This is a genomic window from Kitasatospora xanthocidica, assembly GCF_014656195.1.
Lineage (GTDB): Bacteria > Actinomycetota > Actinomycetes > Streptomycetales > Streptomycetaceae > Kitasatospora > Kitasatospora xanthocidica.
The window spans coordinates 396349-418100 of the sequence record NZ_BNBY01000006.1 but is presented as its reverse complement, the minus strand read 5'-3'; the positions used below and the strand labels follow the sequence as shown (position 1 = coordinate 418100).

Annotated in this window: 20 protein-coding genes; 16 read left to right on the top strand and 4 right to left on the bottom strand. The window is 73.8% G+C overall.

Features of this window, described 5'->3' with window-relative positions:
- Positions 1–25: 25 nt before the first annotated feature.
- The 5 genes from IE332_RS14295 to IE332_RS14275 all read left to right on the top strand — a co-directional run bounded on the left by IE332_RS14295 (position 26) and on the right by IE332_RS14275 (position 3976).
- A complete protein-coding gene (locus IE332_RS14295) occupies positions 26–247 on the top strand; it encodes an acyl-CoA carboxylase epsilon subunit (RefSeq protein ID WP_189916176.1) in 222 nt (73 codons plus the stop codon).
- 142 nt (positions 248–389) lie between these two features.
- Entirely contained in the window at positions 390–530 is a 141-nt protein-coding gene (gene mmpB, locus IE332_RS14290; RefSeq protein WP_189916175.1) for a morphogenic membrane protein MmpB, read from the top strand.
- A 34-nt stretch (positions 531–564) separates the two neighbouring features.
- On the top strand, positions 565–1167 hold the full coding sequence (locus tag IE332_RS14285) for a nucleoside triphosphate pyrophosphatase (protein ID WP_189916174.1): 603 nt from the start codon (positions 565–567) through the stop codon (positions 1165–1167).
- 63 nt (positions 1168–1230) lie between these two features.
- The gene (locus tag IE332_RS14280) at positions 1231–1965 is read left to right on the top strand and encodes a hypothetical protein (RefSeq protein ID WP_189916173.1); all 735 of its coding nucleotides are present in this window, start codon (positions 1231–1233) and stop codon (positions 1963–1965) included.
- 235 nt (positions 1966–2200) lie between these two features.
- Positions 2201–3976 carry an acetyl/propionyl/methylcrotonyl-CoA carboxylase subunit alpha gene (locus tag IE332_RS14275; protein ID WP_189916172.1) on the top strand — a complete coding sequence of 592 codons (1776 nt, stop codon included), beginning with the start codon at positions 2201–2203 and terminating at the stop codon, positions 3974–3976.
- A gap of 155 nt (positions 3977–4131) precedes the next feature.
- Here the strand turns inward: IE332_RS14275 and IE332_RS14270 are convergent, their stop codons facing one another.
- Both IE332_RS14270 and IE332_RS14265 read right to left on the bottom strand, forming a co-directional pair.
- Positions 4132–5097, bottom strand: a complete 966-nt coding sequence (locus IE332_RS14270) for a DeoR/GlpR family DNA-binding transcription regulator (protein WP_229928600.1) — start codon at positions 5095–5097, stop codon at positions 4132–4134.
- A gap of 236 nt (positions 5098–5333) precedes the next feature.
- The gene (locus tag IE332_RS14265; RefSeq protein ID WP_189916170.1) at positions 5334–6788 is read right to left on the bottom strand and encodes an NAD(P)H-quinone dehydrogenase; all 1455 of its coding nucleotides are present in this window, start codon (positions 6786–6788) and stop codon (positions 5334–5336) included.
- A gap of 95 nt (positions 6789–6883) precedes the next feature.
- Between IE332_RS14265 and IE332_RS14260 the strand changes: the two genes are divergently transcribed.
- Positions 6884–7321 (top strand): gamma-glutamylcyclotransferase family protein, encoded by a 438-nt coding sequence (locus IE332_RS14260; protein WP_189916169.1) that lies wholly within the window; start codon positions 6884–6886, stop codon positions 7319–7321.
- Between the two features lie 180 nt (positions 7322–7501).
- On the opposite strand, the gene IE332_RS41875 is transcribed toward IE332_RS14260, so the two are convergent.
- Positions 7502–8464: a hypothetical protein gene (locus IE332_RS41875; protein WP_189916168.1), complete on the bottom strand. Its 963-nt coding sequence runs from the start codon at positions 8462–8464 to the stop codon at positions 7502–7504.
- A 224-nt stretch (positions 8465–8688) separates the two neighbouring features.
- Here IE332_RS41875 and IE332_RS14250 point away from each other — a divergent pair, with 224 nt between their 5' ends.
- The 7 genes from IE332_RS14250 (at position 8689) to IE332_RS14220 (ending at position 17352) form a co-directional block, all read left to right on the top strand.
- On the top strand, positions 8689–10950 hold the full coding sequence (locus IE332_RS14250) for a cache domain-containing protein (protein ID WP_229928581.1): 2262 nt from the start codon (positions 8689–8691) through the stop codon (positions 10948–10950).
- A gap of 21 nt (positions 10951–10971) precedes the next feature.
- Entirely contained in the window at positions 10972–12426 is a 1455-nt protein-coding gene (pgsB, locus tag IE332_RS14245; protein ID WP_189916167.1) for a poly-gamma-glutamate synthase PgsB, read from the top strand.
- The gene (locus tag IE332_RS14240) at positions 12423–12905 is read left to right on the top strand and encodes a poly-gamma-glutamate biosynthesis protein PgsC/CapC (protein ID WP_189916166.1); all 483 of its coding nucleotides are present in this window, start codon (positions 12423–12425) and stop codon (positions 12903–12905) included. The genes pgsB and IE332_RS14240 overlap by 4 nt, the downstream gene beginning before the upstream one ends.
- Positions 12906–12922: 17 nt before the next feature.
- Entirely contained in the window at positions 12923–14014 is a 1092-nt protein-coding gene (locus IE332_RS14235) for a C40 family peptidase (protein WP_189916165.1), read from the top strand.
- Between the two features lie 208 nt (positions 14015–14222).
- Positions 14223–15044: a purine-nucleoside phosphorylase gene (locus IE332_RS14230; protein ID WP_189916164.1), complete on the top strand. Its 822-nt coding sequence runs from the start codon at positions 14223–14225 to the stop codon at positions 15042–15044.
- A gap of 217 nt (positions 15045–15261) precedes the next feature.
- Positions 15262–16986 (top strand): phospho-sugar mutase, encoded by a 1725-nt coding sequence (locus IE332_RS14225; protein ID WP_189916163.1) that lies wholly within the window; start codon positions 15262–15264, stop codon positions 16984–16986.
- 87 nt (positions 16987–17073) lie between these two features.
- Complete coding sequence (locus IE332_RS14220; RefSeq protein ID WP_189916162.1) at positions 17074–17352, top strand: hypothetical protein; 279 nt, start codon at positions 17074–17076, stop codon at positions 17350–17352.
- Between the two features lie 74 nt (positions 17353–17426).
- On the opposite strand, the gene IE332_RS14215 is transcribed toward IE332_RS14220, so the two are convergent.
- On the bottom strand, positions 17427–18107 hold the full coding sequence (locus IE332_RS14215; RefSeq protein WP_189916161.1) for a PH domain-containing protein: 681 nt from the start codon (positions 18105–18107) through the stop codon (positions 17427–17429).
- A 106-nt stretch (positions 18108–18213) separates the two neighbouring features.
- Here IE332_RS14215 and deoC point away from each other — a divergent pair, with 106 nt between their 5' ends.
- From deoC to IE332_RS14200, 3 genes are read left to right on the top strand one after another with little or no spacing between them, the layout of a single operon-like run.
- Positions 18214–19200: a deoxyribose-phosphate aldolase gene (gene deoC, locus IE332_RS14210; RefSeq protein WP_189916160.1), complete on the top strand. Its 987-nt coding sequence runs from the start codon at positions 18214–18216 to the stop codon at positions 19198–19200.
- 5 nt (positions 19201–19205) lie between these two features.
- On the top strand, positions 19206–20687 hold the full coding sequence (locus IE332_RS14205) for an aldehyde dehydrogenase family protein (protein ID WP_189916159.1): 1482 nt from the start codon (positions 19206–19208) through the stop codon (positions 20685–20687).
- Entirely contained in the window at positions 20680–21585 is a 906-nt protein-coding gene (locus tag IE332_RS14200) for an aldehyde dehydrogenase family protein (protein ID WP_189916158.1), read from the top strand. Before IE332_RS14205 ends, IE332_RS14200 begins: the two co-directional genes overlap by 8 nt.
- Positions 21586–21752 lie beyond the last annotated feature (167 nt).

Sequence of the window (21752 nt, the reverse complement as noted above, 5' to 3'; positions counted from 1 at the left end):
CACCCCTGTCGGGAGAGAACCAGCCATGTCCCCGATCCACGTGCTGCACGGGCAGCCGACCCCCGAGGAGCTGGCCACCGTTCTGGCGGTGGTCCAGGCCCGGGCCGCCGCCGCGCAGGCCGCCGCCGAGGCGGCGCGTCAGGCCGGCGCCGGCCCGGCCTCCCCCTGGAACGACCGCTCCCGCCTGCTCCGCCCCGCCCTCCGCCCGGCCGCCGACGCCTGGCGGACCTCGGGCTGGGCACGCTGAAACCGGTACGGGAGCCTTACGAGAACACCGAGGCCCTGCGGTGCGGGACGTCCCGCACCGCGGGGCCCTTCCGTCCGGATCGCCGGAAACCTGAGTACGGATACTCAGGCGCCCGCCCCCGGGCACGGCGCACTCTGGACGGGTGCTCTGGTCAGACCCCCGCGACGAGCCCTCGCCCGAGGCCCGTCGGATGCAGGAGCGGATGCAGCGGGCCGGCAAGGTGCTCTTCGCCATCGTGCTGGTGGGCTCCGTCCTGATCATGATCTCCCGGTCGTTCACCTGAACGGGGGATACCGGCACCCCCTACGCTGGTGGCCATGACCGACCAGCGCTCCCTCGTCCTCGCCTCCGCCTCCCCCGCCCGCCTCGGGCTGCTCCGCCAGGCGGGTCTCGACCCGCGCGTGGTGGTCAGCGGCGTCGACGAGGACGCGATCACCGCCGCCTCCCCCGCCGAGCTCGCGCTCGTGCTGGCCGAGGCCAAGGCGAAGGCCGTCGCCGCCGAACTCGCCGACGGCGAGCTGGTGATCGGCTGCGACTCCGTCCTGGAGCTGGACGGGCTGGCGCTCGGCAAGCCCGCCGACGCCGCCGAGGCCGTCGCCCGCTGGCAGTCGATGCGCGGCCGCGCCGGGGTGCTGCGCACCGGCCACTGCGTCATCGACACGGCGACCGGCCGGCAGTCCTCGGCCACCGCCTCCACCACCGTCCGCTTCGGCACCCCGGACGACGAGGAGATCGCCGCGTACGTGGCCTCCGGCGAACCGCTGTACGTGGCCGGGGCGTTCACCCTGGACGGCCGCTCGGCACCGTTCGTCGAGGGCATCGACGGCGACCCGGGCAACGTCATCGGCCTGTCCCTGCCGCTGCTGCGCCGGCTGCTCGCCGACCTCGACGTGCGCATCGTCGATCTGTGGACGACGTGACCTCCCGCACCCGGTGTCCCTCCCTCTAAGCTGACCGCCGTCCGGACGGGGGAGGGAGCGGCGATGACCGACAGCGTGCTCAACGTGGTGCTGGGGCTGGTGGCCAGCGCCATCAGCGCCGGCCTCGGCTGGCTCGCCCAGGCCGTGCGGCGGCGCCGCCGGGTCGAACGGGTGCGGGAGTTCCTCGGGCTGCCGGCCGACAGCGAGTGCCTGATAGTGGTGCCGCGCAGCGTCGGCGCGGGCTCGCACGCGAACACCGTGACCCGCCGGGACGCCTACGCCCTGATGTGGCTGGCCGGGCTGGTCGAGGAGTGCGGCGCGCGGCCCGAGCTGGTCGCGCACGACGCCGCGCACCGGGGCCTGGGCGCCAAGACCGAGCTCTGCCTGGGCGGCCCGGTCAGCAACGAGCGGATGGCCGCCCACCTGGCCTGGGGCCTGCCGGGCGTGCTGGTCACCTCGGGCCCCGGCCCGGGCAGCAACGTGCTGGTGGTGGGCGAGCGCGACTACACGGCCGACCAGGACCAGGCGCACACCCTGCTGGCCCGGATCGCCACCCCGGACGGCGGCCGTCCGGTGTTCCTGATCTCCGGCCAGACCGGCACCGCCAACCAGGCCGGGGTGCGCTACCTGGTCGCCCACCACCGCGAACTCGCCCGCCGGCACGGCCGCAACGGCACCTTCGCGCTGGTGCTCCGGGTCGTCAACCCGGAGGCGTACGGGCCGGACATGGTGGAGCTGGTGGCCGACGTGACGGCCGAGGCGGTGCAGCGGCCCGCCGCCCGCTCCGGCGCCGCTTGAGCGGTCCGGGCGAGAGTGTGGTCCATGCCACCGTCCCGCCACGCCGCCGCTCCGTCACCCCCTGTGGCCCCCTGCCGCCGCGGCCCCACCCCTACGAGCTGCGGAGTCTTCCTACCGGCCGGTTCCGACCCCTGAATCCCATCACCGAGCGTGTGGGATAGTTCACAACCCGGGGCTACTCGCCGGTACTGCCCAGGAATCCATAAACTCAACGAGGTTCAAGAAGGGAGCCACAGTGCGCAAGGTGCTCATCGCCAACCGCGGGGAAATCGCCGTCCGCGTCGCCCGGGCCTGCTCGGACGCCGGTATCGCCAGCGTCGCCGTCTACGCCGAGCCGGACCGGGATGCGCTGCACGTCCGCGCGGCCGACGAGGCTTACGCGCTGGGTGGTGACACCCCCGCTACCAGCTACCTGGACATCTCCAAGGTCCTGAAGGCGGCCGCCGACTCCGGCGCGGACGCCGTCCACCCCGGCTACGGGTTCCTGTCGGAGAACGCCGACTTCGCCCAGGCCGTCCTCGACGCGGGTCTGATCTGGATCGGCCCGCCCCCGCAGGCCATCCGCGACCTCGGTGACAAGGTCACCGCCCGGCACGTCGCGCAGCGCGCCGGTGCCCCGCTGGTCGCCGGCACGCCGGACCCGGTCTCGGGCGCCGACGAGGTCGTCACGTTCGCGCAGGAGCACGGCCTGCCGGTCGCCATCAAGGCGGCCTTCGGCGGCGGCGGCCGCGGCCTCAAGGTCGCCCGCACCCTGGAGGAGATCCCGGAGCTGTACGAGTCCGCGGTGCGCGAGGCGGTCGCCGCCTTCGGTCGCGGCGAATGCTTCGTCGAGCGCTACCTGGACAACCCGCGGCACGTGGAGACCCAGTGCCTCGCCGACAAGCACGGCAACGTGGTCGTCGTCTCCACCCGTGACTGCTCGCTGCAGCGCCGCCACCAGAAGCTGGTGGAGGAGGCCCCCGCGCCGTTCCTGACCCCCGAGCAGAACGCCGAGCTGTACCGGGCGTCCAAGGCCATCCTGAAGGAGGCCGGCTACGAGGGCGCCGGGACCTGCGAGTTCCTGGTGGCGGTGGACGGCACGATCTCCTTCCTGGAGGTCAACACCCGTCTGCAGGTCGAGCACCCGGTCACCGAGGAGGTCACCGGCCTCGACCTGGTCCGCGAGATGTTCCGGATCGCCGACGGCGAGGAGCTGGGCTACGGCGACCCCGAGGTGCGCGGCCACTCCTTCGAGTTCCGCATCAACGGCGAGGACCCGGGCCGCAACTTCCTGCCCGCGCCCGGCACCGTGACGCTGTTCGCCCCGCCGTCGGGCCCGGGCGTGCGCCTGGACTCCGGCGTGGAGACCGGCTCGGTCATCGGCCCCGCCTGGGACTCGCTGCTGGCCAAGCTGATCGTCTCCGGCCGCGACCGCAAGCAGGCCCTGGAGCGGGCCCGCCGCGCGCTGAGCGAGTTCAAGGTGGAGGGCATGGCCACCGCCATCCCGTTCCACCAGGCGGTCGTCACCGACCCGGCGTTCGCGCCCGAGGTGCACGGCAGCGACGAGCCGTTCACGGTCTTCACCCGGTGGATCGAGACCGAGTTCGCCAACACCATCCCGCCGTTCGCCGGCGGCGCCGGTGAGGGCGAGGAGGCCGAGGGCCGGGAGACCGTCGTGGTCGAGGTCGGCGGCAAGCGGATCGAGGTCTCGCTGCCGTCCTCGCTGGGCGTCGCCGCGGCCCCGGCCGCCGGTGCGGCGGGTGCCGCCAAGGCCAAGCGCCGGGTGGGCGCCAAGAAGGCCGGCTCGGCCGTCAGCGGTGACACCCTGGCCTCGCCGATGCAGGGCACCATCGTCAAGGTCGCCGTGGAGGAGGGCCAGGTCGTCGCCGAGGGCGAGCTGATCGTGGTCCTGGAGGCGATGAAGATGGAGCAGCCGCTGAACGCCCACAAGGCGGGCACCGTCGTCGGCCTCAAGGCCGAGGTGGGCGCGAGCGTCAGCAGCGGCGCCGCGCTCTGCGAGATCAAGGACTGACCCGTCCGGAAGCTCCGACCGGTCCGTACGCCCTCGGGGCGTGCGGACCGGTCGCGTTTCGGAGCGTCTTGTTTCGGAGCGGTCGCGTTTCGGAAGGGGCGGAGCGATCGCGTTTCGGAGCGGTCGCGTTTCGGAGCGGCGGCGGCCCGCCGGGCTCAGCGGCCGCGCGGCAGGCCCAGTTCGGCCAGCCGGACCGGCATCCCGCCGTGGCCGACCGGCCCGCCCGGTCCGCCGTGGGCGCCGGGGCGGCGCTGGCCGGGCAGCGGGGCGCCGCCGGAGGGCGGGGCGGTGCGGCGGGCCAGCGGGCCGGGCTGGGTCTGGTGGACGGGCCCGCTGCCGGTGCCGTGCACCGGGGCGTCGCCGCTCGGGGCGGCCCCGATCGGCGCCAGGTCGATCTGCACCCCGCAGTCGGCCAGCGCGTCCAGCTCGCGGGCGGTGCCGTCCTCCGAGGTGGCCTGCTCGTCGGTGACCAGCCGGGTGATCGTCTCGGTGGCGACGGTCGGGAACATGCTGTCCGTGCCGAGCTTGGTGTGGTCGGCGAGGACGATGACCTCGGCGGCCGACTGCACCAGTGCCCGGTCCACGCTCGCGGACAGCATGTTCGCGGTCGACAGCCCGCGCTCGGCGGTCAGCCCGCTGCCGGAGATGAAGGCCTTGGTGACCCTCAGCCCCTGCAGCGACTGCTCGGCGCCGCTGCCCACCAGGGCGTAGTTGGAGCCGCGCAGGGTGCCACCGGTCATCACCACCTCGACCCGGTTGGCGTGCGCCAGCGCCTGGGCGACCAGCAGCGAGTTGGTGACCACCGTCAGACCGGGTACCCGGGCCAGCCGGCGGGCCAGCTCCTGGGTGGTGGTGCCGGCCCCGACCACCACCGCGTCCCCCTCCTCCACCAGGCCGGCGGCGAGGTCCGCGATGGCGCTCTTCTCCGCCGCGGAGAGGTGGGTCTTCTGCGGGTATCCGGGTTCGCGGCTGAAGCCGCCGGGGAGCACCGCGCCGCCGTGGCGGCGGTCGAGGAGCCCTTCTGCCTCCAGCGCCCGCACGTCCCGGCGCACGGTCACTTCGGAGGTCTGGACGACGCGGGCCAACTCCCGGAGCGAGACGGCTCCGTTGGCGCGCACCATTTCGAGGATCAACTGGCGACGTTCTGCAGCAAACACAGAACCGACGGTAACCTGCGTGACCGTCTGCTTTCAGGCGTTTGCAGCTCGTAGCGGGAATTGCTCACGCACGAGCGGCGCGTGACCGTACAATACGCGCCGTCAATAGCCCTGGACTGCGCCCGCCGTACGGGTGACGATCACCCGTACGCGAAGGGCGGCCACCGACCGGCAGCCGCCCCCAACTTCACGCCTTGAGCTCAGGATTCGCCGTCGGCCCGCTTGCGGATGTGCAGCTGCCGGGCGGCCTCGGCGGTCGAGCCGGAGACCGACGGGTAGACGGTGAAGGCGCTGGCCACCTGTTCGACCGTCAGATTGGCGTCCACCGCGAGCGAGATCGGGTGGATCAGCTCGCTGGCCCGCGGGGCGACCACCACGCCGCCGACCACGATGCCGGTGCCCGGGCGGCAGAACAGCTTCACGAAGCCGTCCCTGATGCCCTGCATCTTCGCCCGCGGGTTGCCGCGCAGCGGGAGCTTGACCACGACGGCGTCCATCTTGCCGCACTCCACGTCGGCCGCCGTGTAGCCGACGGTGGCGATCTCCGGGTCGGTGAAGACGTTGGAGGCCACGGTCTTGAGGTTCAGCGGCTGCACCGCGTCGCCGAGCGCGTGGTACATCGCGATCCGGCCCTGCATGGCCGCCACCGAGGCGAGCATGAAGACGCCGGTGCAGTCGCCGGCCGCGTACACGCCGGGGGCGGTGGTGCGGGAGACCCGGTCGACCTGGATCTGGCCCCAGTCGTTCAGCTTGATCCCGGCCTCCTCCAGGCCCATCTCGGAGGTGTTGGGGACCGAGCCGACGGCCATCAGGCAGTGCGAGCCCTCGATCACCTTGCCGTCGGCCAGGGTCACCTCGACCCGGTCGCCGATCCGCTTGACGCTCTCGGCCCGCGAACGGCCCATCACGTTCATGCCGCGGCGCCGGAAGACGTCCTCCAGCACCTCGGCGGCGTCCGGGTCCTCGCCCGGCAGCACCCGGTCGCGGCTGGACACCAGGGTGACCTTGGAGCCGAGCGCCTGGTACGCGCCGGCGAACTCGGCGCCGGTCACGCCGGAGCCGACCACGATCAGCTCGCGGGGCAGCTCCTCCAGGTCGTACACCTGGGTCCAGGTCAGGATCCGCTCGCCGTCCGGCTGGGCGTCCGGCAGCTCGCGCGGGTGCGCGCCGGTGGCGATCAGCACCGCGTCGGCGCGCAGCGACTGCACGGTGCCGTCGGGCGCGTCCACCAGGACCTCGCGGGAGCCGTCCACGTCCTGCCCGCCGGAGCCGAGCCGGCCGCGGCCGCGCAGCACGGTGACGCCGGCCCGGGTGACGGACTGGGTGATGTCGTGGGACTGGGCGATCGCCAGTCGCTTCACACGGCGGTTGACTTTGCCCAGGTCCACGCCGATGACCCGGGCCGCCTGCTCCAGCGGCGGGGTGTCGTCCGCGACGAGGATGCCGAGCTCCTCGTACGAGCTGTCGAAGGTGGTCATCACCTCCGCGGTCGCGATCAGGGTCTTCGACGGAACGCAGTCCGTGAGCACCGCCGATCCGCCCAGACCGTCGCGGTCGACGACGGTCACCTCCGCGCCGAGCTGTGCGGCGACCAGGGCCGCCTCGTAGCCGCCGGGTCCGCCACCGATGATCACGATCCGAGTCACGCTCACCATTGTCCCGCACGCCGGGAGCGCCGCCACGCCGGGGTCGGCGCTCTGTGCGAATCCGGGGGCCCGGACCGCCCGCCGACCGGGCTACCCTGGCCCCCATGCCCCTTTACGCCGCGTATGCCACCAACCTCGATGCCCGGCAGATGACCCGCCGCGCCCCGCACTCCCCACTGCGCGGCACGGGGTGGCTGGACGGCTGGCGGCTCACCTTCGGCGGCGAGCAGCTCGGCTGGGAGGGCTCGCTGGCCACCGTCGTCGAGGACGAGAAGGACCAGGTCTTCGTCTCGCTGTACGACGTCTCGCCGATGGACGAGGACGGGCTGGACCGCTGGGAGGGCGTCCAGCTCGGCATCTACCGCAAGATCAAGCTGCGCGCGCAGACCCTGGACGGGTCCATCCCGGTCTGGACGTACGTGCTCAACGACTACGAGGGCGGCCTGCCCGCGGCCCGCTACCTCGGCCTGATCGCCGACGCCGCCGAGAGCGCCGGCGCCCCGCACGACTACGTCATGGACCTGCGCCGCCGGCCCTGCTAGGGCGTGTCTGACAATTCCCGCCGGGCGCGCGACGCCGGGGCACGCACCTCGCCGCGTTGTCGTCGGTCGCCGATGCTCCGCATGGACTCCCTCCTCCGCCTTGCGATGCACGCACCCCAACGCCGCGCGCTGATCCGACGCGAATTGTCAGACACGCCCTAGCCCCTCGTCAGGCCCCGGTCAGGGCCTGGCGCCCCAGCTGCGCGCCGTCTCCGCCAGCACCCCGGCCACCACCGCGCGCCGGGCCGGCTCGGTGCGCAGCCCGTTGCCCAGCTCGACGTGCAGCCACGGCACCCCGACGCCGGCCGCGAACCGGCCCTCGACGTTCGTGGTGCCCTCCAGCTGCCCGCACTTCTCCCGCCAGGCCCGGCAGACCGCGTACCCGGCCCGGCCCAGCCCGGCCGCCGTGAGCTCGGCGGCCGGTCCGGCCTGCCCGGCGCCGCTGGAGACCACCGCGTCCTGCCCGGGCAGGCTGCCCTCGTCGAAGCCGTGCACCTGGATGCCGGGCAGCCCGCGCCCGGTGAGCGCCTCGACCACGGCGGCGAAGACGGTGTCCGAGCGGTGCGCGACGTCCGAGGAGCCGTCCGCCCCGGCCCGGCGGTGCGCCCCGGCGAGCACCAGCACGCCGCCGGGCGCGGCGCGGAACAGCTCCACGCCGAGCGCCTCGGTACGGGCGTCCGACACCGGGTGGGGCACCTGCACGGACCAGTTCGCCCGGGCCGAGAGGTCCAGGTAGACCCGGCCCCAGCCGCGGCCCCGGTCCTCGTCCCCGTCGGCGATCTCGGCGACCCGGCGGCCGGTCGCGGCCTCGGTGAACTCGGTGAGCCGGTAGCCGGCCCTGGCCAGCTCCCGGCCCGCCTGCTCGGGCTGCCCGTCCAGCGCGCCGAGCACGCCGTCGGCCACCGCCCGGCGCTGCGTCGCGTCCGGCCCGGTGTACGGGCCGCCCGCCGCGAAGTCGGCCGTGTAGTCGTCGACCCGGGCCGCCAGGTCCACCGGGGCCGGGCCGGAGGAGGTCGCCGGGACCACCCGCGGCCGCTCGGCCCGGCCGCGCGCGGCGAGGGTCAGCGCCCCCGCGAGCGCCGCCAGCACCAGCAGCACCGCCACCGGCAGCAGTGGCGAGCGTCGCGAACCCCGAGTCTCCATGGCGGTCGAACCTACCGTGCCTGCCGGTGGCGCCATGATCCATGCCGAGGAGAGGCGAATCGACACCCAAGCGGCACCTGATCGCAACCGATATGTGACAACTTTTTCGAAACCTCTTCGTACGCTGGTCCGGCTTGACCCTTTCTTGATCATCGCTTGACCGGGACGGCCGCGTCGCCCTCCCGAAGCCGGCACGGTGAGCCCGGAGGAGAACGAGGCCCCTCGTGAGCACGGCACCGACCCCGCCGCGGCAGCACCGCTACCGCCGTCGGGCCGACATGCCGCTGCTCGGAGGCATCCGCCCGCCCATCGCGCTGCTGCTGGTCCTGCTGCTCGCGGTCGCCGCGATCACCGCCCTGGCCGTCGGCGGACTGCGCGTCGACGACACCCCGCAGGCCGTCCGCGAGTCCCACCAGTACGCCGCCGAGGACACCGCCGCCTCGCTGCGCGCCGGACTGCACGAGAGCGCCACCGACCTGCGCCGGGCCGCCGCCCGCTACGAGAACGCGCCCGCCGAGCCCGCCGCCGTCCTCACCGCGCTCGGCCAGGCGTACCGCAAGTGGCGCGGCACCGTGGTCGTCCGTCCCGACACCGGCCGGCTGCTGGCCGCCCGCGGCGAGACCGTCCCGCTGGCCGGCCTGGACCTCACCAAGGTCACCGACACCGCGCCCGCCCCCGTCCTGGTGCCCTCCGCCGCCGGCACCCGGCTGCTCACCTTCGCGCTGGTCTCCACCAAGGCCGACGGCCGCGCCCTGCTGGTCGCCTCCGACAACCTGCGGCTGCCCGGCATCGCCACCCGCAAGGAACAGACCATCCAGGTCCTCGACGCCGCCGGCGCCGTCCTGGACACCACCGGCGCCGAGCTCACCGCCGAGGGCGACCGCACGGTGGTCACCACCGCCCGCGAGCGCGCCGCCCGGCAGCGCCCGGCGCCCGGCGAGACGGCCTCCGGCAGCCTGGCCGGCACCCCGGACGACAAGGGCCTGCGCCGGGTCGCCGGCTGGGCCGCCGTCGCCGCCCCCGGCGGGCACGACCAGGCCGCCCCGCTCGGCCTGACCGTGGTCTCCACCAGCACCGTCGACGGCAAGCCCGGCAACCTGCGCCACCCGATGCTCGGCCTGGCCGCCGCCGGTGCCCTGCTCGCGCTGGCCCTGCTGCTCGCCTGGTACCTGAACCGCGGCCTGCAACGCCCGCTGCTGGCCCTCTTCCTGGAGTCCCGCCGACTCACCCGCGGCGACCGTTTGACGGACCGGGTGCGGGGCCCGAAGCGCGGCGAGCCCGCCCGGATCGCCCGCGCCCTGGAGGAGCTGCGCCGCCAGCTCCTCGACCCGGCCCGTCCGCCGGCCGCGGCCCCCGCCCGCCGGCGCCGCCCCGGCACCGCGCTGCCGCTCGCGCTCTGCGCCGTCCTGGTGCTCGGCTGGTCCGGCCCGCTGCTGTTCCTCGGCGGCAACGACCCGACCGTACGGGTGCCCGGCCAGGTCGTGGCCGGCCAGCGCGACCGCACCGACACCGCCGCCGACCGGGTCCGCCAGGCGCTCAACGAGGGCTACGCGGACCTGCGTTCACTCGCCCCCTCGCTCACCGACGCCTCCGTCGGCAAGGCCGAGAACCTGCTGCGCGACACCCTCGCCGAGCACGACCGCTACCGCTCGCTCTACGTCCTCGGCGCCGACGGCGCGGTGCTCGCCCACGCCGGCGACTCCCCGCACCGCACCGGCCCGGAGGCCCTCGGCCCGAGCGGCGTGCTGCTGCTCAACAGCTCCGGCAAGGAGCCCCGGATCGCCGCCCGCGCGGCCCTGACCGCCGCCCCGCCCGACGCCGAGGCGGAGGGCGCCCAGGAGGCCAAGGGGCCGGTCCTGGTGGGCGAGTTCAAGACCGACTTCCTCGGCGGCCTGCTGGTCCGGCCGGGCCTCGGCCGGGTCTGGCTGGTCGACGACCGGCAGCGGGTGCTCGCCGCCAACGAGGGCTACAGCTCCTTCGGCGACCTGCCGGACGGCCGGGCCCGGAAGATCCTCACCGACGCCAAGAAGTCCGCCGCCGCCGACGTGCTCCGCGACGGCGGCGACCCGGCCCTGCTCGCCGCCGCCCCGCTCGGCGGCAACGGCAGCGTCGCCAAGCTCGGCTGGTCCGTGGTCACCGACCACCCGGTGGCCTGGCTGCACCTCGACCAGAACCGGGCCGACCGGCGCGCGGTCCTGGCCGGCATGCTCGGCCTGGCCGCCGCCGCGCTCTGCCTCGGCTGGCTGTACATCGCCGTCGGCCTGCCGCTGCGCCGCCTCGCCGCGAGCGCCGAGGCGCTGGCCGCCGGGGACCGCCGCACCGTGCTCTACCCCGTCCACCACGACGAGGTCGGCGCCGTCGCCCGCAGCCTGGAGCTGATCCGCCAGGAGCTGGTGCGCGCCGACCTCGCCGAGCGCGCCGTGCGCCGCACCCCCACCGCCGCCGCCTCCACCTCCGCCACTGATTCCGCCGCCGCCACCCGCTGAGCCCCGCCCGAAGGACTTCCCGTGCTCTTCCTCTACGTCGTGCTGCTGGTGTGCTGCACCGTGCTGCTGGTGGCCGGCATCGTCGAGCAGCGCCGGCACTTCACCGCGCTGGAGCAGATCCCGACCCGGGTCCTGGTCAACGGCATCCGCGGCAAGAGCTCGATCACCCGGCTGTGCGCGGGCGCGCTGCGCGGCGGCGGGCTGGTGACGGTCGCCAAGACCACCGGCACCGCGGCCCGGTTCATCCACCCCGACGCCACCGAGGAGCCGGTCTACCGCAAGTTCGGCATCGCCAACGTGGTGGAGCAGATCGGCATCGTCCGCCGCGCCGCCACCTACCGGCCGGACGCCCTGGTGATCGAGTGCATGGCCGTCATGCCGGCGCTCCAGGAGGTCAACCAGACCAAGCTGATCCGCTCCACCGTCGGCGTGCTGTGCAACGTCCGCGAGGACCACCTGGCCGAGATGGGCCCGACCCTGGACGACGTCGCCCGCTCGCTGTCCCGTTCGATGCCGGTCGGCGGGGTGTGCGTCACCGCCGAGCGGGAGCGCGCCCACATCCTGCGCGCGGAGGCGGCGAAGCGGGACTGCCGGCTGATCGTGGTGGACCCGGAGACGGTCACCGACGAGGAGCTGCGCGGGTTCAGCTGGTTCACCTTCAAGGAGAACGTCGCGATCGCCCTCGCCGTCGCCGAACTCCTCGGCGTGGAGCGGGAGACCGCGCTGCGGGGCATGTGGGCGGCCCCGCCGGACCCGGGCGTGCTCTCGGTCGAGCGCTACCGCACCGAGGACGGCAAGCGGCTGCGCTTCGCCAACGTCTTCGCCGCCAACGACCCCGAGTCCACGCTGATGAACGTCCGCCAGCTGGAGGACCTCGGCGCGATCCACCGCCCGCTCAGCGTGGTGGTCAACTGCCGCCCGGACCGGGTCGAGCGCAACGGCCAGATGGGCCAGATCGTCCCGGACCTCGACCCCGACACGGTCTTCCTGATCGGCCACCCCACCAAGAGCGCCCGCGACGGCATCCCGGCCGGCTGGCCGGGCCGGGTGGTCGACCTCGGCGGCGACAAGCGCGACCCGGCACGGCTCACCGCCGAGCTGCTGGCCGAACTCGGGCCGGACTCCTCGCTGGTGGCCGTCGGCAACATCCACGGCCAGGGCGAGCTGTTCCTGGAGGAGCTCGCCCGGCTCGAACCCGACGAGGCCGCGGACGCGCCGGAGACGCCCGAGTACGCGTACCACGAGCCCGAGCCGCTCTACCCGGAGCCGGAGGACCACCCCTGGCCCGGGTACTACGCCGAGGCGGTGCCGTACCCCGAGCCGGCCCGGTACGCGGAGCCGACACCGTACGCCGCGCAGGCCCCGTACGCCGAGCCCGTGTACCGCCCCGAGCCCGTGTACCGCCCCGAGCCGCTCCCCGAGTCCTGGTACGACCCCCACCACCGCACCGCCGCCCCCTACGGAGACCAGCCGTGATCCCCACCGAGCTCACCCCCGAGATCGCCGCCATCGGCATCGCGCTCGGCCTGGTCTTCTCGCTGGTCTGCTACCTGACCACCAACCTCTCCCCCGGCGGCATGATCACCCCCGGCTGGCTGGCCCTCACCCTGGTCGAGTCGCTCCAGCGGGTGGCCATCGTGATCGGCGTGACGGTGCTGACCTACCTCGCCATCCGGGTGGTCCAGAAGCTGGTGATCCTGTACGGCAAGCGGCTGTTCGCCGCCGTGGTGCTGATCGGGGTGCTGCTGCAGGCCACCGTGATGCTGGTCCTGCAGCGCGAGCTGCCCACCCTGTACGCCAACCAGACGCTCGGCTTCATCGTCCCCGGCCTGATCGCCTACCAGCTGGTCCGCCAGCCCCGGGCGGCCACCCTGATGGCCACCAGCACGGTGACGCTCGCCAACTACGTCGTCCTCACCGCCGGCGTCCTGCTCGGCGCCCTGCCCGGCACCTGATCCCGACGGGAACCCCCATGCCAGTGACCCGCAAGTCCCTGCTCAGCGGCGGCCTCGCCGTGACCCTGCTGGCCGCCAGCGGCTACCTCACCGTGCAGCTGCGGGACCGCGACCGGCAGCCCGCGGCCGGCAGTTCGGCGCCGCTGATCACCGCTGCCGCCGCGCCCGACTCGGCCACGGCCGCGGCCGCCGCCGCGCCCGCCCGGTACCGCTACGAGCGGCTGGCCGGGCCGGACCGCACGGTGGTCCGGGACGCCCGCGGCGGCGTGGTCGCCACGCTGACCGACAACGCCCGCACCGCCGTCCTGGCCGGCCCCAGCCGCACCTTCGCCGAGCCGGGCACCACCACCGCCACCGTGGTGACCGACAGCTGGGTCCGGCTGATGCCGCAGCCCTGGAAGCCGGGCGCCGAGCAGGAGGGCTGGTTCCGCACCTGGTTCCAGCAGTCGCTGGGCTCCACCGCCGACGACGTCCTGGCGGCGGCCGGCCAGTACGTGGCCGGCGCGCCCGCCGAGAAGGACGCCAAGGGCGTGCGCTTCAAGGGCGACGCCTCCTTCGGCCCGCTCAACCCCAACGGTTCGGCCGGCAACGACCTGCGGCTGGAGCAGACCGACTTCTTCGACTACCTCGGCGTTCCGTACACCTTCGCCGACAAGGTGACCCGGCAGCCCGACAAGGCCCGCTACGGCGCCTTCGACTGCTCGGGCTTCGTCCGGATGGTGTACGGCTACCGCTCCGGCTACCCGCTGCTCTCCAAGGACGCGGCCGGCCCCGGTCTGCCGCGCACCGCCAACGGCCTGGCCCGGCTCGGCCCCGGCGTCCCGGTGATCCCGCTGACCACCGCCGCCGGCTCCGACACCACCCTGCGCCCGGCCTCGATCGACCCGCTGCAACCCGGCGACCTGGTGTTCTTCGAGATCGACGCCCGCACCGGCGCCCGGCTCGACCACACCGGCATCTTCCTGGGCCTGGACACCGACGGCCACCCCCGGTACATCTCCAGCCGGGAGGAGGCGGACGGCCCGACCTTCGGCGACAAGGGCGGCACGGCACGGCTGGACGACAACGGCATGTACGCGAAGGGGCTGCGCAGCGCGAAGCGGCTCTGAGCCGTCCGTGGTCCGTGCGCGTCCCGGAGGTGTGGAACCCCGGGGGTGTGGAACGCCGGGGTGTAGAACCGCGGGTGTGTGGAAATCGACAAGGCGGGTCACCCGGAAAGCGCCACCGAGCTGTGCTTTCGGGTCAACCGGGTAACGATCCGGCACGCCGCGCTGGATTTTCTACGCGCGTAGTCGATTCCCGTCTATCCTCGGACCCGTGAACGCTTCTCCTCAGTCGGTCGTCTCCGCCGACCCCTACGCCGCCGCCCAGGCCGCCGCCGAGCGCCTGCGCGAGCTGACCGGTGCCGAGCGGCACGACGTCGCCCTGGTGATGGGCTCCGGCTGGGTGCCGGCCGCCGACGCCCTGGGCGAGACCGTGGCCGAGTTCCCGGTCACCGACCTCCCGGGCTTCCCCGCCCCCGCCGTCGCCGGCCACGCCGGCAAGATCCGCTCGGTGAAGATCGGCGACAAGCGCGCCCTGATCTTCCTCGGCCGGAACCACTACTACGAGGGCCACGGCGTGGCCACCGTCGTCCACGGCGTGCGCACCGCCGCCGCGGCCGGCTGCGGCATCATCGTGCTGACCAACGGCTGTGGCGGTCTGCGCCAGGGCTGGACCCCCGGCCAGCCGGTGCTGATCAGCGACCACATCAACCTGACGGCGGACTCCCCGATCGTCGGCGCGAACTTCGTCGACCTCACCGACCTGTACTCCAAGCGGCTGCGCGCGCTCTGCCACGAGGTCGACCCGTCCCTGGACGAGGCCGTCTACGTGCAGTTCCGCGGCCCGCACTACGAGACCCCGGCCGAGGTCAACATGGCCCGGGTGATCGGCGGCGAGCTGGTCGGCATGTCCACCACGCTGGAGGCCATCGCCGCCCGCGAGGCCGGCTCCGAGGTGCTCGGCATCTCGCTGGTCACCAACCTGGCCGCCGGCATGACCGGCGAGCCGCTCAACCACGAAGAGGTGCTGGAGGCCGGCAAGGCCTCCGCCGAGCGCATGGGCGAGCTGCTGGCGAAGGTCCTTGAGCGGATCTGACGCCCACCAGGCGCAGAATGCATGAGTGACGGGGCCCACGGGGCGGCGTGATCCGCTGATCACACCGTCCCGTGGGCCCCGTCCGCGTGCCCGACCCCTTCCCGGCGGAACCCTCGTCCCGGCGGACCCCGGTTCCGGCGAACCCCCGGTCTCAGCGATTCCCCGGTCTCAGCGAACCCTCCGGCCGACACACCGACGCACTCCCGATGGAGCTGGCATGACGCAGGCACCCACCACCGACCTCCTCGCCCGGGCCCGGACCTGGCTGGCCGAGGACCCCGACCCGCAGACCCGTGAGGAGCTCACCGCCCTGCTGGCCAGGGCCGAGGGCCCGCAGGCCGAGTCGGACAGCAAGATCGCCTGGTCCGAGCTGGCCGAGCGCTTCGCCGACCGGCTCCAGTTCGGCACCGCCGGCCTGCGCGGCGAGATCGGCGCCGGCCCGATGCGGATGAACCGCTCCGTGGTGATCCGGGCCGCCGCCGGCCTGGTCGCGTACGTCAAGCAGCAGGGCCTGGGCGACCTGGTCGTCATCGGGTACGACGCCCGCCACAAGTCGTACGACTTCGCCCGCGACACCGCCGCCGTGGTGGTCGGCGCCGGCCTGCGCGCCGCGCTGCTGCCGCGCCCGCTGCCCACCCCGGTGCTCGCCTTCGCCGTGCGCCACCTGGGCGCGGCCGCCGGCGTCACCGTCACCGCCAGCCACAACCCGCCGCAGGACAACGGCTACAAGGTCTACCTGGGCGACGGCTCGCAGATCGTCCCGCCGGCCGACGCCGGGATCGCCGCCGAGATCGACGCGATCGGCTCGCTGGACGAGGTCCCGCGCGCCGAGGACGGCTGGGAGGTGCTCGGCGAGGACGTGGTCGAGGCCTACCTCGCCCGCGCCGTGTCCATCGTGGACCCGCACAGCCCGCGCGAGCTCGACGTCGTCTACACCCCGATGCACGGCGTCGGCCGCGACACCCTGGTCGCCGCCTTCCGCCGGGCCGGCTTCCCCGCGCCGACCGTGGTCGCCGAGCAGGCCGAGCCCGACCCGGACTTCCCGACCGTGGCCTTCCCCAACCCGGAGGAGCCGGGGGCGATGGACCTCGCCTTCCGCACCGCCGCCTCGGTCGGCCCGGACATCGTGATCGCCAACGACCCGGACGCCGACCGCTGCGCGGTGGCCGTCCCCACCAACGGCAACGCGGCCGGCAGCGGCAACGGCACCTCCGGCTGGCGGATGCTGCGCGGTGACGAGGTCGGTGCGCTGCTCGGCTCGGCCCTGGTCGCGAAGAAGGCCGAGGGCACCTTCGCCACCACCATCGTCTCCGCCACCCTGCTCGGCCGGATCGCCGAGGCGGCGGGCCTGGGCTACGCCGAGACGCTGACCGGCTTCAAGTGGATCTCCCGCGCCGAGGGCCTGCGCTACGGCTACGAGGAGGCGCTCGGCTACTGCGTCGACCCGGAGGGCGTCCGGGACAAGGACGGCATCACCGCCGCCCTGCTGGTCGCCGAGCTCGCCGCCACCCTCAAGAAGTCCGGCCGCACCCTCTCCGACCTGCTGGACGACCTGGCGCTGGAGCACGGCCTGCACGCCACCGACCAGCTCTCCGTCCGGGTGCAGGACCTCTCGCTGATCGCCGACGCCATGCGCCGCCTGCGCGAGCAGCCCCCGACCGTCCTGGCCGGCCTGACCGTCACCCGCGCCGACGACCTCGCGGCCGGCTCCGCCGAGCTGCCGCCCACCGACGGCCTGCGCTACTACCTGGCCGGCGAGGCCGTCCGCTCGGCCCGCATCGTGGTCCGCCCCTCCGGCACCGAGCCCAAGCTCAAGTGCTACCTGGAGGTCGTCCTGCCGGTCGCCTCGGCCGCCGACCTGGCCGCCACCCGCGACCGCGCCGCCGAGCTCCTGGCCACCGTCAAGCGGGACCTCGCCGCGGCCGCCGGCATCGACGGCTGACGCTTCGTCCGCCGGTCGCACGAGCGCCTCCCGCCTGGGGGGCGCTCGTGCCGTGTCCGGGCCGGCCGGCTGTCATAGGCTCGGCCCATGGACTACTCCGACCAGGTGAGCACCGAGCAGCGCCTCGCGGCGATCGAGGCCAAGCTCGACGCCGTCATCAGCCACTTCGGCATCCCCTACCCCCGCCCCGAAGGCCTGCCCCCGGCCGTGGCGTCCCTCGACCCCCGCACGATGCCGGAGGTGGTCGAGTACGTGCGGCGCGGCAAGCAGATCCACGCGATCAAGGCCTACCGCGAGCGGACCGGAGCCGGCCTGGCCCACGCGAAGAAGGCCATCGATCTCCTGGCCGCCCAGCTGGGGCACTGACCCGCCGCTTCCCGCGCCGAACACGACGGTGGCCCGCCGGGGAGTCCGGCGGGCCACCGATCACGTCACGGGTCTCAGGCGGCGATGACCGCGATCAGGGCGATCAGACCGGCCAGCGCGGGGGCGATCACCCACCAGCACCAGCGCACCACGACCGGGCCGGCCGCCTCGGGGCGCCCGGCGTTGCGCTCGGCCGTCCTCGTCAGCACCTCGGTCACCTGGTCGGACCAGGCCCGGGTGGGGTCCGAGGAGCCCTGGACGACCGGGTTGGTCCGGGCCGCGAGGCCCATCCCCAGCCCGGTGCGGGAGGCGTGCTCGGCGTTGCTCCGGCTCCGCGCCCGGTTGGCGCGCTTGCGCTGGCGCAGCGACACCGGGACCGCCCAGACCTGGTACTTCTTGCCGCCGGCGAGGAGTTCGACCGAGTAGCCGGCGCGCAGCGCGTCCACCGAGGCCCACGGCGCGGTGACGGTCCGCCACGGGTTGCGCACCACCAGTCGGTCGGCTGAGGCGCGCACCACCGGGCGCAGCGTGTAGGCGATCACCGGGAAGGCGAACACCGGCGCCGCGGCGAGCGCGACGTACGGGGTCTTCCCGGTGCCGGTCACCACCGCGTCGCCGATCAGCCAGGCGGCGACGGCCAGCAGGAACACGCCGGAGATCACGCCGGGGACGGAGCGGTACACGCGGTCCGCGTACTCGGGGTCCCCGCCAGGGGCGGCCGGGCCCGGGGTGGGCTTGCCGTCGGAATCGGTCATGGCGTCGATTCTGCCCCATGGCCCTCACCCCGAGGTCTCGGTCCGGCCACGAAAGGCGGGTGCCCTGGCGGCCCACTACGCGCGTAGATATGCTGGTCTGGTGACTATGTCCACTGTTGCAGCCAATGCCCCCGGCGTTGCGGGCAGCGGCCTTCAGGACGTTGCGGCGTCCGAGGCCTCGCTCCGCCGCTTTCTGCACGGCCTGCCCGGCGTCGACCAGGTCGGCCTGGAGGCGCGTGCCGCCGCTCTCGGTACCCGCTCCATCAAGACCACGGCGAAGGCGTACGCCATCGACCTGGCCATCTCGATGATCGACCTGACCACGCTGGAAGGCGCGGACACGGTCGGCAAGGTGCGCGCACTGTGCGCCAAGGGCAGGACCCCCGACCCGACCGACCCGACCACCCCCCGTGTCGCCGCGATCTGCGTCTACCCGGACATGGTCGCCACCGCCAAGGACGCCCTGAAGGGCACCGACATCCAGGTCGCCTCGGTGGCCACCGCCTTCCCGGCCGGCCGCGCGGCCCTCCCGGTCAAGCTCGCCGACACCGCCGACGCGGTGGCCGCGGGCGCCGACGAGATCGACATGGTGATCGACCGCGGTGCCTTCCTGTCCGGCCGCTACTTCGACGTCTACAACGAGATCGTCGCCGTCAAGGAGGCGTGCAAGCGCCCCGACGGCAGCTACGCCCACCTCAAGGTGATCTTCGAGACCGGCGAGCTGCAGACCTACGACAACGTCCGCCGGGTCTCCTGGCTGGCGATGCTGGCCGGCGCCGACTTCATCAAGACCTCGACCGGCAAGGTCGCCGTCAACGCGACCCCGCCGGTCACCCTGCTGATGCTGGAGGCGGTCCGCGACTTCCGCGCGGCGACCGGCGTCCAGATCGGCGTGAAGCCCGCCGGTGGCATCAAGACCACCAAGGACGCCATGAAGTACCTGGTGATGGTCAACGAGACCCTGGGCGACGACTGGCTCTCCCCGCACTGGTTCCGCTTCGGCGCGTCCAGCCTGCTCAACGACCTGCTGATGCAGCGCCAGAAGCTGGCCACCGGCCGCTACTCCGGCCCCGACTACGTGACGGTGGACTGATCACCATGGCCAAGAAGAAGAACATCGAGGAGCCCGCGGCCAAGCCCGCCGGAGGCCTCTTCACGTACGCGCCCGCCCCCGAGTCCCCCGCCGCCGCGGGCGACATCGCGTCCTCGTACGGCCACTTCATCGGCGGCGAGTTCGTCGACTCCTCCGGCAGCGAGGCGCTGAAGACGGTCAACCCGGCCACCGAGCAGGTGCTCGCCGAGTTCGCCCAGGGCACCGACGAGGACGTCGACCGCGCCGTCGCCGCCGCCCGCAAGGCCTTCGCCGACTGGTCGACGCTGCCGGGCAGCGAGCGCGCCAAGTACCTGTTCCGGATCGCCCGGATCATCCAGGAGCGCGGCCGCGAGCTGGCCGTGCTGGAGTCGATCGACAACGGCAAGCCGATCCGCGAGACCCGCGACTTCGACATCCCGACCGTCGCCGCGTGGTTCTTCTACTACGCGGGCTGGGCGGACAAGCTGGACTACGCGGGCTTCGGCGCCAACCCGCGCCCGCTGGGCGTGGCCGGCCAGGTCATCCCGTGGAACTTCCCGCTGATGATGCTGGCCTGGAAGATCGCGCCCGCGCTGGCGACCGGCAACACGGTCGTCCTGAAGCCGGCCGAGACCACCCCGCTGACCGCGCTGCGCTTCGCCGAGATCTGCCGCCAGGCCGGTCTGCCGAAGGGCGTCGTCAACATCGTCACCGGCGACGGCCGCACCGGCGCCGCGCTGACCGCGCACCCGGACGTCAACAAGGTGGCCTTCACCGGCTCCACCCCGGTCGGCCGGGCGATCGCCAAGCAGCTGGCCGGCAGCCGCAAGAAGCTGTCGCTGGAGCTGGGCGGCAAGGCCGCGAACATCGTCTTCGACGACGCGCCGATCGACCAGGCGGTCGAGGGCATCGTCAACGGCATCTTCTTCAACCAGGGCCACGTCTGCTGCGCGGGCTCGCGCCTGCTGGTGCAGGAGTCGGTCCAGGACGAGCTGCTGGACGCCCTGAAGCGCCGGATGTCCACCCTGCGGGTCGGCGACCCGCTGGACAAGAACACCGACATCGGCGCCATCAACTCGGCCGCCCAGCTGGCCCGGATCACCGAGCTGACCGACGCAGGCGAGGCCGAGGGCGCGGACCGCTGGTCCCCCGAGTGCGAGCTCCCGGGCACCGGCTTCTGGTTCAAGCCGACCATCTTCACCGGCGTCAGCCAGGCCCACCGGATCGCCCAGGAGGAGATCTTCGGCCCGGTGCTGTCGGTGCTGACCTTCCGCACCCCCGACGAGGCGGTCCAGAAGGCCAACAACACCCCGTTCGGCCTCTCCGCCGGCATCTGGACGGAGAAGGGCTCGCGCATCCTCTGGACGGCCAACCGGCTCAAGGCCGGCGTGGTCTGGGCCAACACCTTCAACAAGTTCGACCCGACCTCGCCGTTCGGCGGCTACAAGGAGTCGGGTTACGGCCGCGAGGGTGGCCGCCACGGTCTGGAGGCCTACCTCGATGTCTGACACGACCTTCGCGCGTCTTGACGTCCTCAAGACCTACAAGCTGTACGTCGGCGGGAAGTTCCCGCGCTCCGAGAGCGGGCGGGTGTACGAGGTGACCGACTCAAAGGGCGAGTGGCTCGCCAACGCCCCGCTGGGCACCCGCAAGGACGCCCGGGACGCCGTCGTGGCCGCCCGCGCCGCGGTCAAGGGCTGGGCCGGCACCACCGCGTACAACCGCGGCCAGGTGCTGTACCGGGTGGCCGAGATGCTGCAGGGCCGACGCGAGCAGTTCGCCGCCGAGGTGGCGCTCTCCGAGGGCGTCGGCCCGAAGAAGGCCGCCGCGCTGGTGGACGCCGCGATCGACCGCTGGGTCTGGTACGCGGGCTGGACGGACAAGGTCGCCCAGATCGCGGGCGGCGCCAACCCGGTCGCCGGTCCGTACTTCAACCTGTCGACCCCGGAGCCGACCGGCGTGGTCGGGATCGTCGCCCCGCAGGCCGGGTACGGGCACTCGCTGCTCGGCCTGGTCTCGGTGATCGCCCCGGCGATCGCCACCGGCAACACGGTCGTGGTCGCGGCCGCCGCGGACGCCCCGCTGCCCGCGCTGTCGCTGGGCGAGGTGCTCGCCACCTCGGACGTCCCGGGCGGCGTGGTCAACATCCTCTCGGGCCGGACCGCGGACATCGCCCCCACCCTGGCCTCGCACCAGGACGTCAACGCGGTGGACCTCACCGGTGCCATCGCCGCCGACGGCCCCGGCGCGGCGCAGGCGCTGGAAGCGGCCGCCGCGGATACCCTGAAGAGGGTGGTCCGTCCGGAGCTGGACCCGTTCGCCCAGGACTGGACGAATGCGCCCGGTACGGACCGGCTACTCTCGTTCCTGGAGACGAAGACGGTCTGGCACCCGATGGGTATCTGACCCGCCGAAGCTCCACCGCTCCACCCGTTCCGCCCGGCGGAACGGCAGTCACAACTCCACAAGCTGGCCGTCCCCAGTGCCCTCTCCCCCCCAGGGCCCGGACGGTCATTGGACGGACCCGCGCCTCTCCCCCCCTGGCGCGGGTCCGTCGGCGTTCCGGTGCGTTC

What these genes read in the sequence shown, in the direction of transcription:
- IE332_RS14265 (WP_189916170.1), bottom strand. Translation starts at nt 6,788, where the DNA reads ATGGTGAGCGTGACTCGGATCGTGATCATCGGTGGCGGACCCGGCGGC.
- deoC (WP_189916160.1), top strand. Translation starts at nt 18,214, where the DNA reads ATGTCCACTGTTGCAGCCAATGCCCCCGGCGTTGCGGGCAGCGGCCTT.
- IE332_RS14215 (WP_189916161.1), bottom strand. Translation starts at nt 18,107, where the DNA reads ATGACCGATTCCGACGGCAAGCCCACCCCGGGCCCGGCCGCCCCTGGC.
- IE332_RS14205 (WP_189916159.1), top strand. Translation starts at nt 19,206, where the DNA reads ATGGCCAAGAAGAAGAACATCGAGGAGCCCGCGGCCAAGCCCGCCGGA.
- IE332_RS14220 (WP_189916162.1), top strand. Translation starts at nt 17,074, where the DNA reads ATGGACTACTCCGACCAGGTGAGCACCGAGCAGCGCCTCGCGGCGATC.
- IE332_RS14295 (WP_189916176.1), top strand. Translation starts at nt 26, where the DNA reads ATGTCCCCGATCCACGTGCTGCACGGGCAGCCGACCCCCGAGGAGCTG.
- IE332_RS14285 (WP_189916174.1), top strand. Translation starts at nt 565, where the DNA reads ATGACCGACCAGCGCTCCCTCGTCCTCGCCTCCGCCTCCCCCGCCCGC.
- IE332_RS14260 (WP_189916169.1), top strand. Translation starts at nt 6,884, where the DNA reads ATGCCCCTTTACGCCGCGTATGCCACCAACCTCGATGCCCGGCAGATG.
- IE332_RS14280 (WP_189916173.1), top strand. Translation starts at nt 1,231, where the DNA reads ATGACCGACAGCGTGCTCAACGTGGTGCTGGGGCTGGTGGCCAGCGCC.
- IE332_RS14235 (WP_189916165.1), top strand. Translation starts at nt 12,923, where the DNA reads ATGCCAGTGACCCGCAAGTCCCTGCTCAGCGGCGGCCTCGCCGTGACC.
- IE332_RS14270 (WP_229928600.1), bottom strand. Translation starts at nt 5,097, where the DNA reads ATGGTGCGCGCCAACGGAGCCGTCTCGCTCCGGGAGTTGGCCCGCGTC.
- IE332_RS14200 (WP_189916158.1), top strand. Translation starts at nt 20,680, where the DNA reads ATGTCTGACACGACCTTCGCGCGTCTTGACGTCCTCAAGACCTACAAG.
- IE332_RS41875 (WP_189916168.1), bottom strand. Translation starts at nt 8,464, where the DNA reads ATGGAGACTCGGGGTTCGCGACGCTCGCCACTGCTGCCGGTGGCGGTG.
- IE332_RS14225 (WP_189916163.1), top strand. Translation starts at nt 15,262, where the DNA reads ATGACGCAGGCACCCACCACCGACCTCCTCGCCCGGGCCCGGACCTGG.